Source organism: Halalkalibaculum sp. DA3122 (assembly GCF_043951865.1).
GTDB lineage: Bacteria > Bacteroidota > Rhodothermia > Balneolales > Balneolaceae > JAMQKA01.
Genome location: NZ_JBINJF010000028.1, coordinates 20,638 through 38,813, shown reverse-complemented (window position 1 = coordinate 38,813; position 18,176 = coordinate 20,638). Strand labels below are relative to the sequence as shown.

The 18,176-nt window shown below is 48.5% G+C and carries 13 protein-coding genes; 3 read left to right on the top strand and 10 right to left on the bottom strand.

Annotation, left to right across the window (positions count from 1 at the left end; translation table 11 throughout):
- Positions 1-10: 10 nt before the first annotated feature.
- The 3 genes from ACG2F4_RS15490 to ACG2F4_RS15480 all read right to left on the bottom strand — a co-directional run bounded on the left by ACG2F4_RS15490 (position 11) and on the right by ACG2F4_RS15480 (position 3,554).
- Positions 11-1,282: a methyltransferase domain-containing protein gene (locus ACG2F4_RS15490; RefSeq protein ID WP_395261808.1), complete on the bottom strand. Its 1,272-nt coding sequence runs from the start codon at positions 1,280-1,282 to the stop codon at positions 11-13.
- A 322-nt stretch (positions 1,283-1,604) separates the two neighbouring features.
- A complete protein-coding gene (gene rfbF, locus ACG2F4_RS15485) occupies positions 1,605-2,438 on the bottom strand; it encodes a glucose-1-phosphate cytidylyltransferase (RefSeq protein ID WP_395261792.1) in 834 nt (277 codons plus the stop codon).
- 84 nt (positions 2,439-2,522) lie between these two features.
- Positions 2,523-3,554 carry an NAD-dependent epimerase/dehydratase family protein gene (locus ACG2F4_RS15480; RefSeq protein WP_395261791.1) on the bottom strand — a complete coding sequence of 344 codons (1,032 nt, stop codon included), beginning with the start codon at positions 3,552-3,554 and terminating at the stop codon, positions 2,523-2,525.
- A gap of 701 nt (positions 3,555-4,255) precedes the next feature.
- Here ACG2F4_RS15480 and ACG2F4_RS15475 point away from each other — a divergent pair.
- The gene (locus ACG2F4_RS15475) at positions 4,256-5,947 is read left to right on the top strand and encodes a PQQ-dependent sugar dehydrogenase (RefSeq protein WP_395261790.1); all 1,692 of its coding nucleotides are present in this window, start codon (positions 4,256-4,258) and stop codon (positions 5,945-5,947) included.
- A gap of 250 nt (positions 5,948-6,197) precedes the next feature.
- Here ACG2F4_RS15475 and ACG2F4_RS15470 read toward each other — a convergent pair whose 3' ends face one another.
- From ACG2F4_RS15470 to ACG2F4_RS15445, 6 genes are all read right to left on the bottom strand, one after another.
- Entirely contained in the window at positions 6,198-6,992 is a 795-nt protein-coding gene (locus ACG2F4_RS15470; protein ID WP_395261789.1) for a sugar phosphate nucleotidyltransferase, read from the bottom strand.
- Positions 6,993-7,130: 138 nt separating this feature from the next.
- Complete coding sequence (locus ACG2F4_RS15465) at positions 7,131-7,298, bottom strand: hypothetical protein (protein WP_395261788.1); 168 nt, start codon at positions 7,296-7,298, stop codon at positions 7,131-7,133.
- Positions 7,299-7,537: 239 nt separating this feature from the next.
- Positions 7,538-9,334: an ABC transporter ATP-binding protein gene (locus ACG2F4_RS15460; protein ID WP_395261787.1), complete on the bottom strand. Its 1,797-nt coding sequence runs from the start codon at positions 9,332-9,334 to the stop codon at positions 7,538-7,540.
- A gap of 289 nt (positions 9,335-9,623) precedes the next feature.
- Complete coding sequence (locus tag ACG2F4_RS15455) at positions 9,624-11,024, bottom strand: nucleotide sugar dehydrogenase (protein ID WP_395261786.1); 1,401 nt, start codon at positions 11,022-11,024, stop codon at positions 9,624-9,626.
- Positions 10,987-12,087: a GDP-mannose 4,6-dehydratase gene (gene gmd / locus ACG2F4_RS15450; protein WP_395261785.1), complete on the bottom strand. Its 1,101-nt coding sequence runs from the start codon at positions 12,085-12,087 to the stop codon at positions 10,987-10,989. Before gmd ends, ACG2F4_RS15455 begins: the two co-directional genes overlap by 38 nt.
- 56 nt (positions 12,088-12,143) lie before the next feature.
- Positions 12,144-13,097 (bottom strand): GDP-L-fucose synthase family protein, encoded by a 954-nt coding sequence (locus ACG2F4_RS15445; RefSeq protein ID WP_395261784.1) that lies wholly within the window; start codon positions 13,095-13,097, stop codon positions 12,144-12,146.
- A 584-nt stretch (positions 13,098-13,681) separates the two neighbouring features.
- On the opposite strand from ACG2F4_RS15445, the gene ACG2F4_RS15440 reads away from it, so the two are divergent.
- Together ACG2F4_RS15440 and ACG2F4_RS15435 are read left to right on the top strand one after the other, a co-directional pair.
- Positions 13,682-14,665, top strand: coding sequence for a sigma-54-dependent transcriptional regulator (locus ACG2F4_RS15440; RefSeq protein WP_395261783.1), 984 nt, complete (start codon positions 13,682-13,684; stop codon positions 14,663-14,665).
- A gap of 305 nt (positions 14,666-14,970) precedes the next feature.
- Positions 14,971-16,383: a DUF5343 domain-containing protein gene (locus tag ACG2F4_RS15435; RefSeq protein ID WP_395261782.1), complete on the top strand. Its 1,413-nt coding sequence runs from the start codon at positions 14,971-14,973 to the stop codon at positions 16,381-16,383.
- A gap of 729 nt (positions 16,384-17,112) precedes the next feature.
- On the opposite strand, the gene ACG2F4_RS15430 is transcribed toward ACG2F4_RS15435, so the two are convergent.
- Entirely contained in the window at positions 17,113-18,123 is a 1,011-nt protein-coding gene (locus tag ACG2F4_RS15430) for a sigma-54 interaction domain-containing protein (protein ID WP_395261781.1), read from the bottom strand.
- Positions 18,124-18,176 lie beyond the last annotated feature (53 nt).

Below are 18,176 nucleotides of genomic sequence, written 5' to 3'. Positions count from 1 at the left end.
GTGTACTGATTCAGTCAACAATATGAACGTGCGGGATCGGGATAATAAACTTTCCTCCCCAATCACGTATAAAACTGTTTTGATCGATTATCTCCTCTTTCAGGTTCCACGGCAGAATCATCAGGTAGTCGGGCTTGTCCTCCCTTACCGTTCCCACTTCCTTAACCGGGATGTGCGTGCCCGGGAGGAATTTCCCCGCTTTATTGGGGTTGCGATCCACGACATAGTCAATTATGTCGGTTCGCACCCCGCAATAGTTCAGCAGTGTATTTCCTTTGGCCGCCGCTCCATATCCGGCAATTCTCTTTCCCTCATTTTTGATTCGGATCAAGGTCTCCAACAGATCGCGTTTAAGCTGTTGGACATCCTGAGAAAAATGATAGTAGGTAGAGAGTTGATCGAGCCCGGCTGAAATCTCCTTGTCATGCAGGGCTCTAACCGATGGCTGCTGCTCATGAGAGCTGTTCTTGTGACAGGCGTAGATACGCAGCGATCCGCCATGGGTCGGTATCTCATCCACATCGAAAATGTTCATCCCGTGGTAATCAAATATGGTCCTGACCGCCAGGAACGAAAGGTAGGAAAAGTGCTCGTGGTAGATCGTATCAAACTCATTTTCCCGAATAAGATTTAACAAGTGAGGGAATTCCAGCGTGGCCACCCCTTCCGGTTTCAGCAGCGTTTTTATCCCGCCCACGAAACTATTTATATCCGGTACGTGTGCAAGTACGTTGTTGGCGACAATCAAATCGGCACGCCTGTTTTGAGATGCCAGCTCTTCCGCCAGTTCCTTGCTGAAAAACTCCACTAAGGTGGGGATCCCCTTCTCTATTGCGGCCTGGGCCACATTTTCTGCGGGCTCAATGCCAAGGATCGGGACATTTTTGCTGAGAAAGTTTTTCAGCAGGTAGCCGTCGTTGCTGGCCAGCTCCACCACAAAGGAATTCTCGGAAATGTTGAATCGATGGGTTACCATTTCAACATAGCGGCGGGCGTGCTCCAACCAGGAATCGGAGTAGGAAGAAAAATAGGCATAGTCGGAAAAGATCTCCTCGGGCGACTCATACACCTTTAACTGTACCAGGTAACAGGAAGAACAGACCATAGCCGTGAGTGGGAAAAACCGTTCCGCCTGGTCCAGCTCACTCGCTTTAAGATAGGAATTTGAAAGCGGAGACATCCCCAGATCTACAAAAATATCTGTAAGAGGTTCGTTACAAAATCGGCAGCGCGTGGTATGCGCTTTCCGTTCTACTCTATTTTTATTATTACTTTCAACCATTGATGCTTGCATGATGCTACTCCCGTTGATTTTATTTGGCAGTGTTTCATTTTGATAATTATTTCCTTTCAAGATTCAATAAATCGTTTTTTGTCATCACTTCAGATCCACTTATTGTTACTGTATTGCTAGAAGTTTTGATAAAGCAACGATTTTGAAAATGTATCTGCACCGGTGTGGTTATTGGTTAAATCGTGTATACTTAATTATCTGCAGGGCATAAAGCCCATTTTTATTTCATGTGACCGTGGCAAAATATTTCCCGCGATTTTAAAATCCCCGGGATCATGACACAGCCCAAACCCGGGCTTCCTTGATCCTTTTACTGATAGTTTTCAACCAGTTCGTCGATCACCGTATCATTCTCCAGTGCCTTCGGTTCATCCCATACTTTCCACGGCGGATTTTCTGTATTCCATATTCCGTCGAGCACCTTTTTATCGCGCAGGGTATCCATCGGGTGCCAAAAACTGTCGTGCTTGAAGGCCACCAGCTGTCGATCCCGGGCCAGGTTTCTCAGCGGATCATGCTCCCATACGGTCTCATCGCCCTTGATATAGTCAAAAACGCCCGGTTCCAGTACAAAAAAACCGCCGTTGATCCAGGCGCCCGCCCCGATCGGTTTCTCCTGGAAAGAGGTGATCTGCACGTCTCCCTCATCCAGCTTGAACACGCCAAAGCGACCGGGCTCCTGCACGGCCGTCAGCGTGGCCAGGCATCCCTCGCGCTTGTGGAATGCAACCAGTTCTTCGATATTCACATTGCTAACGCCGTCTCCGTAGGTCATGCAAAAGGTGTCGTCCCCCACATACTCCTGCACGCGCTTTAACCGTCCCCCGGTCATGGTTGACTCTCCCGTGTCAATAAGGGTGACCTTCCAGGGCTCCACATCATTTTGATGGATCTTCATGTCATTCTTTTTCATGTCGAAGGTCACATCCGAGCGATGTAAAAAATAATTGGCAAAGTAGTCTTTGATCATCGACCCTTTATAGCCGCAACAAATAATAAACTCGTTGATCCCGTAGTGGGAATAAATTTTCATGATATGCCAGAGTATCGGCTGCTCTCCGATCTCCACCATCGGCTTTGGCCTGATGTAGGTCTCTTCGCTCAACCTGGTTCCGTATCCTCCTGCTAAAATTACTGCTTTCATCCTGTGGCACCCTTGCTTTTTTGTTAGTATTGCGTTGTATTTTACTATTTTTTTGCCCGGTTCAGATCGTCTCTCCCCGGCAGCTCACACCCAAAACAGCTCTTCGTCAACCTGTTCGGTCTCCAGCAAAAAAGTCAGCTGCTTCAACCGCGTATACGGCCGGTCGTTGAACAGGTCCGGGTCCAGTTCAATTTTGGAAAACACCTCGTAGAGCTCCTCTGCCCCTCTCTTTGCATCATACTCACAGGAAAACCCCGGCAGGTTTTCGTTGATCTTGTCAAACGAAACCCGGTAGCTCCGGTTGTCTCCCCCGCTATCGCCAAACGTGACTTCACAGCCGGTAAACACCTCACCAACGATCTCGGCAATCTCTTTAACCCGGTAGTTTTCGCTGGTGTCTCCCACGTTGAATATCTGGTTGTGAACAGCCTCGCGCGGTGCATCCAGTGCGCAGCCAATCGCCTTGCAGATATCCCGGACGTGGACCAGCGGTCTCCAGGGCTGCCCGTCACTGATCATCTTTATGACCCCGGTCGTCCATGCCAGGCCCGACAGGTTGTTCAGCACAATGTCAAACCGCATGCGCGGCGAGGCCCCGTAGGCGGTGGCATTGCGTAAAAAAGTGGGCGAAAAGGTGTCATCTGCCAGCTTCGTCACATCGCGTTCGACCAGTGTTTTGCATTCGGCGTACGCCGTCTGCGGGTTGAGCTCAGACTCTTCCGTCTTGTAGCTGTCGTCTCCCACCCCGTACACGCTGCATGAGGAGGTGTATACAAACCGTTCAATCCCGGCCTGCTTGCACAGTTCCGCAATCCTTACACTCCCCTTGTGGTTGATCTTAAAGGTGATTTCGGGGTTTACCTGCCCCAGTGGGTCGTTCGACAGTTCAGCCATATGTACAACAGCATCGTAACCTTCAAGGTCTTCCAGCTGTATGTCTCGTAAATCTTTGTTTATGTAGGTTGGATAGGTCTCCGCACTCCCGTTCCCGTTATAGAGCCAGCCGGAACGATAAAAGCCAGTATCGAGGCCGGTAACCTGATGACCCCTGTCAATAAGATATGGACCCAATATTGAGCCTATGTACCCGTCTGTTCCTGTTACTAATACTTTCATTTATAATCTCTTTTGAATTTGAAATTTTCCTGATGATATAAAAGTTGGAAACGGTGGGGCACTCTTCGCTTCCCACCGCTGCTCCAACTCATGTTTGCCTCTCTATATACACTAAGCGAGTGCTCTCTCTTTGATGAACAGGCAATCGATCAAATTCAGCTCTACTCTCTTGAACTATTTGCCGATTGTTTTCTTTAAGCATTAACTCTCTCTTTCTGACTCTCTCTGCTTTATGATGTTTATGCTATTGCTCTCTCTGTAAATAGTTATTCAATAAGCGTGCCAGTTCGTCAATTTTTTATCTAATCCCCGTTCATTGTTTTTAAATCCGTATTTACAATTTAAGATCCTGTTTAAACGTCAATCTTCTGCATTGACCATATCGTCGATCGGGTAATTTTTACGCGGCTGTTGAGTAAAAATTACTCGACCCGCGGGGTCCTCCCATCAACGTTGCCGCGGAGTCTTTCGAATTACCCCTGCGTACCCGGCTCTTCCCGCTCCAGCATTGCTTTTTTCAGCATTTTGTTCATCTCATACGCTCTTGATAACAAGATTGGTATAACTATTGCTGATTATTTAATAGTAATAGTAGTAGAGAGAAAAACTGTTCTTAGAATTTTTTTTAACGGGTATACAATTCCCAGTTTTAATAAGGCGCCTAAACTAGGCTTCCGGCTACACTACATTCAAGAGGCATCATGAAAACAAAGAAAAACTATATTCTCGCATTTTCTGTATTTGGATTAATATTACTTTTCCTATTCAGTGGGTATATCATCGGGTATCACAATTTCCCTCCCTCCCAGTTACTCCGGAAAGTTGAAATAAAACTGATGGGCCACTACCTGGATCGCATCCAAAATCCAACATCGAAACCGGAATATTACGAATCAATTTTTCTACGTCTCGACAGTAGGGAGGCGAGCCTCCGGGAGCATCTTACCCGAAACGGCAGGGGAGGAGGACTCACCTCTTTTGGAGATGCGGTGCTGCTGTTGACCTATGACGGGCAAATTTTTGCCGCACGCTCGGCAGACAATATCCAAAAAACGGGTATCTCTGTGCCAGATAATGGATTTTTGGCATATAAACAGGCAGCCGAATCCGACCAGTTCAGCCACCTGAACCACAATTTTGGACTCTACCGGTATAACGATATCCTCTTTTACGAAGCGCCGGGCAACCGGGGGCTAGCCATCTCTTATACCGAATTTGACAGTACAGAAAACTGCTACCGCAACACGGTGGCCACCCTGCCTGTTGAACCTGGCACTCAATCTGTTGAACAGCTGTCCGCCCGTCCGGGAGACTGGGATATCATATACCGGGCGCAACCCTGCCTGCCTTTTAAAAATATAAACAACGCCCTGGAAGGGGGGTTGGCCGGGGGACGGATTGCATTCCGGGCGCCCTCCACCCTCTACCTGGGCAACGGCGATTACCACTGGGATGGAATGTATGCCCCAAAGGCCATTGCTCAGGACCCCGGCGTTGACTACGGGAAAATCATGAGTATAGACCTGCAGTCGCGAGAAAGCCGGATCATCGCTTCCGGCATCCGCAATCCACAGGGATTGGCCCTCGATAACGAAGGCACGCTGTGGGAGGTGGAACACGGACTGCGCGGAGGTGACGAGCTGAACCGTATTGAGGAGGGCAACAACTACGGCTGGCCTGTCGAAACCCTGGGCACACAGTATTCCAAGCTTCCCATACCCGGGGAGCAATCGCCCGGGCGCCATTCCCGGTTCGTAAAGCCGATCTTTTCCTGGATCCCGTCGGTGGCGATATCCAACCTGACCCTGACAGAGGGATTTCACGAGAGCTGGGACGGCGACCTGCTGATGGCCTCGCTCAAAAGCATGAGCTTGTTCAGAATTCGCATAGAAGAAAACCGTGTGATGTTTACCGAAAGAATTGAGATCGATGAACGCATACGATACGTACATCAACACACTGACGGGCGACTGGTATTGTGGACCGACAGCAGCAAGCTGATATTTCTTACCCCCCACCCGTACAGAGATCATTTTGTGACCGACTTTTTGGATAGCAAAAAATATGAACCCGGCCTGAAAAAAAGGCTTAAAATAACCATCGACGGCTGCCGGCAATGCCATTCCATTGATCCGGACAACCATGAACATGCGCCCAGCCTGGCGATGCTGTTTGATGCTGAAATTGGTTCTGCCAGCTATTCAGACTACTCTTCGGCCCTGGAGGCGAAAAAAGGTACCTGGAACCGTACAACACTGAAGGCGTTCCTGTCTGATCCCGAGACCTTTGCCCCCGGTACAACCATGCCCAGGCCCGGCATTAATGATGACACTGTCATGGAGGGAGTTATTGACTTTTTAGAAGCGGCCAGTACTAATGGTACAGGACTTTAACCCTTTTTGCCGCAAGCACAGTGGCCGGGGATCAAATTTTGTTTGGGACCGTAAGCTAATATTGATGTAAGGCAAGTGTGATTCTCCGTCCACCCAGTGGATTTATTCGCATAACCAGGAGTCGCTCAAAAAATTTTGGTGGCCCTTTCCCGTGGTAGAGATATTCCTTTTTGTGTGAGCAAAAGGAACCCAAAAGCGCCCACAGAGAAGAGAGTAGTTATCGGTTATTAGTTATGGGCAGTCCTGGCTATTACATCCCAATTTCGCCGCGCAACGCCCTTCTCAACCCGGAGAGGGTCCCGATATCGATATATTCCCCGTCTGTAAACGTTATCGAATCTATTGTCAAACCGCTATCCAGGGCATGCTTAAAGATATCTCCAATAAATATCTCTCTCCTCTTTTCGGATTTTAACCGTTTGATTACACCGGTATCCGCTGCGATCTCGTGTAGATATCTTGTAAAGGCGGGAGTCCATACAGCGATAGCCCAGGCATCGGTCAATTCCGGGTGGTCAGGTTTAATGACAATATCCTGCACCCGCCCCTGCTCGTCGGCTGCTACCAAATCGGCCCCGTGTGGGTTGGTGGCGCGGAACAATCCCAATACGACCTCCGCGCCTGTCTGTTGCTGCCTTTCCAGCAGGCTGACAAATGCACTTTTCGGCTTGAACAGAATATCAGGAAATCCGAGGAGGACCATGCTGTCTTTGGCGAACGGGTATGCAAGGTCGATTGTGTGATAGGTGCCCGGGGTCGGTTCTGTAACCAGATAGGCCAGCGGACAACCTGGTTCTGTGCCCATCCCCAGGTACTGGGGAATATCCCACTTCCCCTTGCGGATAATCATATACACCTGGTCGGCACCCGCTGCTGCACAGCTTTCAAGCAGACCGGCAGTCGCCACTTTTATCTCCGGACTTTTTCCCGATCTATGATCCTCCACACCGACCGGAAGGATCTCTTTGCTGCATGGAATCGGTGAAATACGTGAGGCGCCCCCGGCAGCGGGAATAATTCCCGTAATGCGTTTTTCTTCGACCATTGGAATAACGTTGGGTATCATTTAAAATCCAGGGATCTCTTCTGCTTTCCCGGACACCTTAAACAGCTCTTTAATTACACTGGGTTGAACCTTTTTAAAAAACTTGTAGCAGAAAAGCCCTCCGGTAAACTGCTGCAGTTATTGCAGTTGTGGCTCGTGCGTTGCAGGCAGAGGATCCGCATCTTCTGCAAGCCAGTCGCTCAGATCAGTATCCATGAGCTTCTCAAGTTCTATAATATCCAGCCTTAACAAATGGGTAATCAGCTCTTTGTGCTCATCTTTAAACTCAGGTTTTACCTTGAACATCCGGGTGACTTTTCAGTATTCTGGCAAGTGTGGTGGTGCCGCATTTTTGGGCACCAATAATCATAAAATTCACTCTCATGTCTGTATCTCCAGTTTTTTTCTTTTATCTCGTGTTGTTGCCGTCAATTTCAACACCTGCTAACCAATTGTTCAGGTGAATTACGTCTATACAGGTCTCCTTCGACAGGAGAATATCCTCCTCCCTAAATGACAATACCCCCGGGGCCGTGATTGAACTGTTACGCCTCCAGGGCCATTTCTCGAAAGAGCGTACTCTTTTCCACCAATTCATTATAGGTTCCCTCCTGCACGATTTCCCCCTCCTCCATGAGGTATAGCCGGTCGCAGTTCATTACGGTTGTCAACCGGTGGGCAATCATGATGATCGTTCGTTCCCCGATCAGGGATTCAATCGCCTTGGTGACCTGCTGCTCGGTGATGTTATCCAGCGCCGAGGTCGCCTCGTCCATCACCAGTACTTCCGGATTGTGATAAAGCGCCCGTGCGATGCCCACACGCTGCCGCTGCCCCCCGGAGAGACGGGCCCCGTGCTCCCCGATAATGGTGTCCAGCCCGTCGGGTAAATTTTTGAGCAACCGGCCGAGCTGAGCCGACTTTATCGCCCGGGCGATCTTTTCATCGTCAATTTCATGTTCCGGCAATCCAAAAGCGATATTACGGCGCAGCGTATCGTCTGCCAGGTATATGGATTGGGGGATATATCCAATATTCTGCTGCCATCCCGAAAGATTCTTGTGGATATCGGTGCCGTCAACGGTAATCGTCCCTTTTGTTGGTTCCATTAGTCCCAGCAGCAGATCCACGATTGTTGTTTTGCCGGCACCCGACTCCCCGACAAAGGCGATCGCCTTTCCTTTCGGAATAGTCACCGAAATGCCGTTCAGGGCCTGCTCGTCACTCCCCGGATAGCTGTAGTGCACATTTTTGACTTCAATATGATCCCTGAAATCTATTTTCGTTGCTTTTTCGCGGTCTTCCAGGAACTTCTGCGTCTCTTTCTCCAGCATTTTCAGGTCATCGTAGACGGGATCCAGGGAAGCAAGGTTGTACTGAAGCCCCGTGTACATGGAGCTGATGGATTGAATAGCCGGCATGAGTCGTACAGTGGCCATCGCAAAAAGCGTCAACGTCGGAATAATTGCGCTCATGGGCCGCCCCTGCACCACCATAAGAACGGAGATCAACATCATCCCGATTACGGCCGTGGTTTCCACTACGGGTCTCGGTATCTGTTTGATAAACCGGGTATAGGTGTTCAGCGTGGCACTTGCACGCGCCTCTTTACTGAACTGGTTCATAAATTCGGCCTCCCTGTTCAGGATACGGGCATCTTTAAGGCCGCTGATCCCTTCATAAATTGCCTTGATCATTTTACCCCGGTGTTCGAGTTCCTCCTCGCCGTACTGTTTCATCTTGTTCTGTGTAAAAAAGATAAAAGACCCGGCGCCGAGTCCCGACAACAGCAGCACCACAATCGTTATGAGAGGCTCGTAGTAGAACAGGAAACCAAGGATCGTGAGGGCCATGACCCCGTCTCTCCCGATTTTCAAAAAGCCCTGAATAATATTGTTTACGACAATATTGACCTCCCCATTCACATTCCGGACCAGCTCGGATGAGTTCCTGTTTAAGTGAAAGGTGTAGGGCGCCTGCATATAGGTATCCATCATCCGGCGGCTGACCAGGTATTTGCGATTAAATAAAAACCGGGATTCCACATACCCATAAAAAACGATATACGCGCTTTTAATAATGAACATAAGCACAAGTGCTACAGAACCGAATAAAAGCAGGTCCTGCGCATTCTCTATGCCCAGGTACATTAAAAGTGGACCCAGCAGCTCATACTCCAGCACGCGATCCGGCACGGCTACAATAGCCACAAAAGCCGGTATCATGCCGATGCCGGCAATTTCCAGAAGGGCCGCCACGAGCATCATGATAAAGAGTATCGTGATCTTGAGCTTGTCGCCCGGGGGCAGCATGTAAAATAGTTTTTTCAGGATTTGTCTCATTCTAATATTGTTTTTATGCTGTAGTTAATAGTTAAAGATTTTGCATAGCTCTCTTAAAATTGTTGCGAACAGCAGTTATTTACTGATGTTAACGCTACTCCTGATTCCCATACTTGTTGATAACATCGCATTTATAATTTGCTGCAGATCACGCAAACTCTGGTACTGTTCGGTCTTCTCTCTCGATGTTACTATAGCAGATCCATCCTGCCGGCGCTTTTTGCTCCGGTCTATCCTGCCCAGTACATTGTCCAGGTCGCAATGTACGGTAATGGGTTAAAACCCCGCATTATGCCTTCCATATTTGATCTTCGGCTTTCGGCTGAATCTCTTTCAGGGCATTTCGGGTATCCACAATGATATCGTTCCACTCCACCAGCTCCCGGTAATTGATGTCTGAGTGGTTTGTTGAAATAATGACCGCGTCAAAACCGGAAATGGTCTCCTTATTCCAGCCGACCGACTTCATTCCGGTCCATTCGTCGTGCTCCCTGGTCGGCCATATTTCCGGGATATAGTGATCATAATAGGAAACATTTGCCCCATATTCCTTAAGCAGGTCCATCAGCTTGAAGGTCGGGGATTCCCTCAGGTCATCCACATCGGGCTTGTAGGCCAGCCCGATAACCAGGATATCACTTCCGTTCACCGGCAGCTTATGGGCATTGAGCGCTTTAATCGTCCGCTCAATCACGTACCGGGGCATACTGGTGTTGATCTCCCCGGCAAGCTCAATAAAGCGCGTGTGCTGTTCATATTCGCGCGCCTTCCATGTCAGATAAAAGGGATCGATCGGGATGCAGTGTCCTCCCAAGCCAGGTCCCGGGGTGAATTTCATGAAGCCAAACGGCTTGGTGGCCGCCGCATCCAGCACCTCGTGAACATCGATGTCCATCTCCTGGAAGACGACCTTCAGCTCGTTGACCAGCGCAATGTTGACAGATCGGAAGATATTTTCCGTAAGTTTGACCGCTTCGGCCGTTTTATTGTCGGATACCGGAACTGTTTCCACAACAATCGCATCATATAACGTGGTGGCGATCTCCAGGGCCTCTGCTCCATCTGCGCCAACCACTTTCGGAATTTTAGCCGTATTAAAGTCGGGATTGCCCGGGTCTTCCCGCTCCGGGCTGTAGGCGACGAAAAAATCCTCTCCCGATTTCAGCCCGGAGCTTTTCTCCAGGATCGGTATAATCAGCTCGTCGGTCGTTCCGGGATACGAGGTAGACTCCAGGATAACAAGCTGTCCCCTGCGCAGATGTTTTGCAATACTTCGGGTGGTAGCTTCCACATATTGCATGTCCGGCTCCCGGTAGGCGTTCAACGGGGTGGGAACGCACATCAATATCGCATCCATGTCTGCGAGCTTCGCAAAATCGAGCGTGGCAGAACAGGTATCGGAGTTTGCCAGTTTTCCCATCATTTCGTACCCGAGATGCTTGATATACGGGGTACCTTCCCTTATATGATCGATTTTGCCGGAATCCACGTCAAAACCGGTCACGGGGAAGCCCACTTCGTGAAAAGTCCACAGCAGCGGCAGCCCCACATATCCCAGCCCGATGATCCCTACCTTTGCGGTTTTGAGCTCAATGCGTCTCAGCACATCCTCTTTAAGCGTAATAATATCATCGCGTTGGGTAACCTCAACGTCATTGTATGTATTTTGCAATTTTTGAATAGTCTTCATTGTTATTGTTAATTAAGTTAATTTTTTCCTGGTCTTCTTTGACCATCTCCTCAATAAGTTCGTCGAAGCTGTATTTGGGAGCCCATCCCAGTTCATTGCGTGCTTTACTGGCATCGCCTATCAGCAGGTCCACTTCCGTGGGACGAAAATAGCGTGGATCAATCTCAATAATCGTGTCACCGGTATCGGCATTGACCCCCTTTTCCTCGACCCCTTCACCAATCCACCGGATCGGAATTCCGGCATGGCGAAATGCCCGCTCACAAAACTCCCTTACGGTGTGGGTCTCCCCGGTGGCCAGCACATAATCCTGCGGGTCGTCCTGCTGCAGCATCAGGTACATCCCCTCTACATAATCTTTTGCATGTCCCCAGTCTCTCTTGGCTTCCAGGTTGCCAAGGTACATCTTTTCCTGGTGTCCGGCTGCAATGCGGACTGCGGCCCGCGTTATTTTGCGGGTGACAAAGGTTTCTCCCCGTTCCGGCGATTCGTGATTAAACAGGATGCCGTTCACGGCAAACATGTCGTACGCCTCCCGGTAGTTTATGGTGATCCAGCAGGCATACAGTTTGGCTACGGCATAGGGAGAGCGGGGATAAAACGGGGTCAACTCGTTTTGCGGAACCTCCTGTACCTTACCGTACAATTCGCTTGTGGAAGCCTGATAAAATTTTGTCTTGCCCGTCATTCCGAGGATCCGTATCGCTTCCAGCAGGCGCAGCACGCCCAGCGCATCGGTGTTGGCGGTATACTCGGGGGCATCAAACGATACCTGCACGTGACTCTGGGCTCCAAGGTTGTAAATCTCGTCTGGCTGCACATCCTGGATGATGCGGATTAAATTTGTGGAATCGGTGAGGTCCCCGTAATGCAGGTAAAACGGCAAACCCTTGGTATGGGGATCGTGGTAGAGATGATCTATTCGTCCCGTGTTAAAAGAGCTGGAGCGCCGTTTTATTCCATGCACTTCATACCCTTTGTTCAACAAAAATTCTGCCAGATAGGACCCGTCCTGCCCGGTTATACCGGTAATTAATGCCACTTTATTTGATTGTGCTCCCATAATGATCTCACTTTGTATTTTTTTATATCTACTACTAATTAATTCCAGATCCCGCGTCAGGTTTCAAGTTTAAGCTCTTTAAGCTGGTCCTCATGGTCAACGAACCAGCGGTAGGTGTCGGCAAGTCCCGCCTCCAGTTCTTTCCTGTGATGCCAGCCGGCCGCATGGATGCGCGAGACATCCAACAGCTTTCGGGGGGTACCGTCGGGCTTTGAAGTATCCCAGTTGATTGCCCCCCGGTGGCCGACAATATCCTGTACCAGTTCGGCCAAATCTCTGATCGGCAGATCCTTGCCGGTTCCTACATTGTACATCGGGGCGTCGAGATCTTCTTCCACTGCAAACAGGATCGCCCGCGCAAGATCTTCCACGTACAAAAATTCGCGGCGGGGCGAACCGGTTCCCCATAATTCCACCGGCTGATGGCCATTTTCCTTAGCCTCGTGAAATTTTCGGATCATCGCCGGTACAACGTGAGAGGTCTCCAGGTCAAAATTATCGCGCGGTCCATATAGATTAGTGGGCATCAACGCCACATAATCCCTGCCATATTGTTTTCGGAGCGCTTCACACAGCTTGATACCAGCAATCTTGGCCACGGCATACCACTGGTTGGTCGGTTCCAGCGGCCCCGTCAGCAGGCTCTCTTCCCGAAGGGGCTGATCGGCATGTTTGGGATAGATGCAAGAGCTTCCCAAAAACACCAGCTTGGGCACCTGGAAGGAATGAGCCGCATGAATAACATTATTTTGTATAGCCAGGTTGTCATATATAAACTGAAACGGGTACCGGTCATTGGCCAGTATCCCCCCGACCCTGGCCGCGGCAAGTACAATAACATCCGGCTGCTCCTGGTCCATGAAGCTACGCACCTCCGCCTGGTTCCTCAGGTCGAGTTCCGAACTGCTCCTTGTTATAATATTCCGATATCCCTGCGCTTTAAGCTGGCGCAGGACGGCCGATCCCACCATCCCGGTATGGCCGGCTATATAGATCTTGCTATTGCTCATGAATATCTCGCATTTGATGTAGCCTGTCTGATTAACTTCTTTTCTCCATGGTACCATAATATATTGTAAGGAGAACAGCGAAACGGGTTATCCGAAAAGAATAGCCACACTACGCTTCCCCTTCTAGTGTTACAAGAGTTGTGCCAATCCATTCACTGAGAGAAATCTCCAGGGACGAGGTGAGTCAAAAGTGAACTCACGCCTTGTAAATGCCTGTTACAGGGTCATTTTTCTCGAGCCGTAATTTTGGTAAAGAAAAAAGGTTGCAGAATAATTTGTACGGCTGGGTAATTTTTACACAACCGTATGCGTAAAAATTACCCGTTTTTTATATCTCCCCTATTTCGCCACCACGTGCCGGGTATATGATATCGGCGTAATACCCCGTTTCAAAGAGTCCTGACAGGGTTTTAAATTTTTTCCGTCCAGTTGGCACGCTTATTGATTTACTAATCATGGATTGTCGGGAAAAACAATTCAGATTTAAATATTCATCAACTAATTATCCATCACACAAAAAAATGACAATCACGGGTTCCCTTACACGGGTCTGTCGGTAATAATAAAACTGAGAGAATTTTTTAATGAAAACACTATCAGACAAACCACTTAACCTTACGCCTCCAACAAATGGAGCAGAAATAGAGACTGTAAATTTCTACAGTGAGATTATGCGGGATCTATATAAACATATTGTGGATCTGGCCCAGAGGGATAACAATATTATCATCGTGGGAGAACAGGGAACAGGGAAAAACCGTACGGCCAAAATGATTCATTCGCTGAGTTCTTTCTCAGAAGGGCCGTTTGGCAATTTATTCTGTAATACCCTTGAAGAGACTATCCAAGAGAAAATGAAAGAGCTGGAGAGCACGCTTGAGGGAGATACCTACCAAAGCAGCGAGGACTTTGGTATGGACTTCCTATCAGGAGGGACGCTATTCTTTAATTCTTTCTCCGAGCTGAGCCACCTAAATCAAAAAATACTGGTCAGGCTCGTGCATAATGCCCAGCAAATGGCCATGCAAACCGAGAAAGTGAGCGAGTTCAGAATTATTATTTCTGTGGAGCAATCCGCATATGCTGAGTTTTCAGAGCAGCCATTTTGGGACGATCTGCTGGAACAACTCAATCCCGTTATAATTGAACTTCCTCCCCTGCGGGAGCGATGCGAAGATATAACGCTGTTGATTGATCAGTTCTTGCTCGACTTCGCCTCCAAAAACGGTACGCCGGTTCACGCTATATCACCCCGTGCGGCCTATAAATGTATTTCATACCATTGGCCTGGCAACGTCAGGCAGCTTAAAAACACCATTGAACACGCGGCCACCGTAGTTCCGGCCGGAGAGGTTATTACCAGCGATCAACTGCCCTTTTCCATCAACTGGAAATCGCCATACACCCACATAAATAATGCGATGGAATACAACCAGAGCTTTTTACGGGCGGAAAAAATGCTGCTAAAAGAGATTGTAGAAATTTCCGATCTGTCGGAACAGGAACTACAAAAGAATGAATATGAGTTCCGCATTCCATTTAGGAATCGGAAAATATTTTTGTCGTAATTCAAACGAACGTATCTGGTGATATGCTTCAGCTGCAGGTACGCGTTGGCGTTGGCTATCTGTCGCTTCTTCGGGAGGTCGTTCCCTCCCCTTCCTGATGTTTTAATTGGGATTCAGCAGGCAGCTTGCCCTCGCATCTTTACCGACGAGAGAGCAATGCGTGATGCGAGTGGGAACACATTCTTAAATATCACAGAAACCATCAATGAGGAACAAGGCTTTGCGGGGGTTACAACCGCTATCGAGCGTAATACAAAAACATACATCAAAATTCGGCTTAACAACAGAGACAAACGAGGCACATTATGAACATCTTCGAAACATTCGTAACCAAATCAACTCAACTTGACGAGGCGCTTGAAAAAATACGCAAGCAAGACATTCCTGAATATTTTAACCAGGATTTCCTGGAACAGATCGATCTGAAACGGCCCAACTCCATCCACTACGTCATGCTGTTCAAAAAGCTGGGACTGGTTGATGAAAACGACGAACCGTTCCTGGAATTTTACTCCCAGTTTGTTGAGTCAGAAGATCGTTCGCGGGCCTTGATAGCTGAACTGGTAAAAAAGGCCTATGCCCGTTTGTATGAGCAGGACAAGGAGATCCACAAGCTGCCGAAAACAAAAATACACAACCTGTTCAGGCAGGTGATGGGCGATGAAAAGTCAAACACCTTCGTGCAGCTGGTAGCCGATACGTTTATCGCCTTGACAAAATATGCCGACTGGAACAGTTCGATAACCGTAGATCTGGACCGACACGAGTCGGTCGAACACTCGGGGGACATGGACGATAGTCCGGAGGAAGAGGATACCAGCAACAGTGTGGATACAGCTGTTGAACACCATATTTCAGATATTGACGAGGATCAACAAGAGGAAGAAACGGTCCTGGAGGAGGAACTGGCCGTAGTCGAGGCAAACGGGATAATTCCGGGAGAGACGGAAGACAACGGGGTTTCAGAGTGGTTCAAAAAACCTGCAAATGCACATGAGGAATTTCTGCTGGAACTGCTAAATGGAAATTCAGATCACCATTACCGTACGGATACCGAAGCCTCCACAAGGAACGGGCACTCCTCTTATTCCGTGAATGGAAAAGACCGTACGCATAACGGGGCTGCCGGCACAAAACCCAATTCCAAGGGCACCAAACCCAATACATATTATACAAAAGAAGAGCCCGGGGGAAACGCAGGCGTCTCTGAGAATGGAATTGAATTCGACTGGGGAGACCTGAGCCTTGAGGAGCCCTTCAACACAAACGGAGATGAAGTACCAGCTCAAAATGCAGAAGAAAGAGTCGATGACGGGAATACAACCATAGACCAAAGCTCAAAAAATTCGACAGATCAACCAGCCAGTGCCGACCATTTGGAAAATGAAACTATGGAAGATATTCAATTATTGTCGTCCCAAAAGAACGGGACAGGCAACATTGAGGAGGAATCGGACTTGCTAAAAAACGCCTTGATCAAGCGGGCCAACCTGCTTACCGAGCTTGGACGCTTTGAGGAAGCCGTCAACGCATTTGACGAGATCTTGAAATATGCCAAAACGGATATCAGCGTTGGGAAAGAGGAGATCACTGCTTCCATTTACCAGAAAGCACAGCTCCTGGAGAAGTTGAACCGGCTGGATGAAGCGGTACATACCTACGACGAGCTGATTCAGCAGTATTTTGTTCGTGTACCTGCGTCCGTTTCAAAGCGTTAATCCCGATCTCCCCACCTTATCCATAATTGTATCCTGCCGCCGGTTCCAGTAGCCCGCGGCAGGAAAATCATGTACTATTTTGATTCGCGGGAGCATGTGGGCGAATAATCTTTTGTCAGGAATTCACTGCTGAATACGTTCGGCATCCACACAAATTCAGTTTTGCCCTTTGCTTTTCGTAGATTTCCTTTTGTGCGAATAAAAAGTAACCGGAAGAATTGCTGTCTAACCCGTATTACCTCACGATAATTTATGTAAAGATCAGTACCCTGATGGCAGGCAGTATCTTACATCCTATTTTACCGATTTTTTATTGGGCAGGGTATAAAGCGCTGGGAGATTTGCCCTTCAGCTGCGTTAAAGGGAACATCACCTGCTCAAGATACAGCAGTACCTCTGCGCGGCCAAAATGTGCGGGGAGATCAGGGTTGATTAGCAACAGTTTCGTCAAAGTTCTGCCTATCCCATTACTCTTAAATTACTCCAGGTGACTTTGCAAAACATTCGAATCACCGTTCGGAGGCCGTTCTCCTCTCGCTTTATGTGCTTATAAGGTCGGTGGTACAACCCTCTCTCAACCAGGCATCAGGTTCTGCAAAGACCTCTCCAAAAGTATATTCAGGCAAGTATAACAAAAATGGCGAAATCTTAACCAAATGGGGCGGTAATACTCATGTTGTGATCTCGTATCGTCGGTCAGGAAATCCGCGGTGGGTTTGTTATGGGGTATTACTTATCAATTTTACTGCTGAGGGTTTTTCGGGTAAGTCCAAGTATGCGGGCCGCCTCGGTCTTGTTATTGTCGACCGTGGCCAGCGTCTGAAGAATCACCGCCCGTTCCACCTCTTGCATCGTCGTTCCCATCGGAACCTGCAGGAAGGAATCTTTGTCATCCTTCCTCGAGCTGCTGGTATTCTCAAAGAATCGATCGGGCAAAATAGAGGGTTCAATTTTTTCTTGTGGACTCAGTATCACGCAGCGCTCAACAATATTTTTCAGCTCGCGTACATTACCCGGCCACAGGTATTCTTTTAATATCCCGATACATTCATCGGTAAAATACATATCTGGGCAACTGTATTTTACCGTAAAATGATCTAAAAAATGATCCAGCAACACGGGCACATCATCAACCCTGCGACGCAAAGGGGGAATATAAAGCTCCAGTACATTGATCCTGTGATACAGATCCTCACGGAAGCTTTTGTCTTCCACTTTTTCAAGCAAAATTTTATTGGTGGCAGAAACGATTCGTACATCCACCGATATCTCTTGTTTTCCTCCCACACGCCTGAATGAATTTAATTCAACCGCCCTCAGTACTTTTACCTGCAGGGAGCTCGGCATATCGCCAATCTCATCCAGAAACAAGGTGCCGTTGTTCGCCTGCTCAAAACAGCCCTCTTTTACAGAGGTCGCGCCCGTGAAGGCCCCCTTTTCGTGACCAAACAGCTCGCTTTCAAACAGTTCGCCCGGAATGGCCCCACTGTTAATCGGCACGAACGGTCCGTCGTCTCGGGGACTGTACCGGTGTATAAGCCGTGCAATTACCTCTTTCCCCACTCCGCTTTCACCTGTTATGAGAACAGGAGCCTCTGAGGAGGCAAACTTCTTGACTTTATCCAGCATCTCCTTCATTTCGGGAGAATTGGTAATAAAAAGCGGGTGATCGGAGCTCTCTTGTTTCTGCTTGTCAAACTCCGATTCCTTGGGTTTTAGACGATCTTTAGTTTCCATCATAGCATCACCCCAATTGATTCTGTCAAAACAGGCTTTTTGGATACACTCATTTT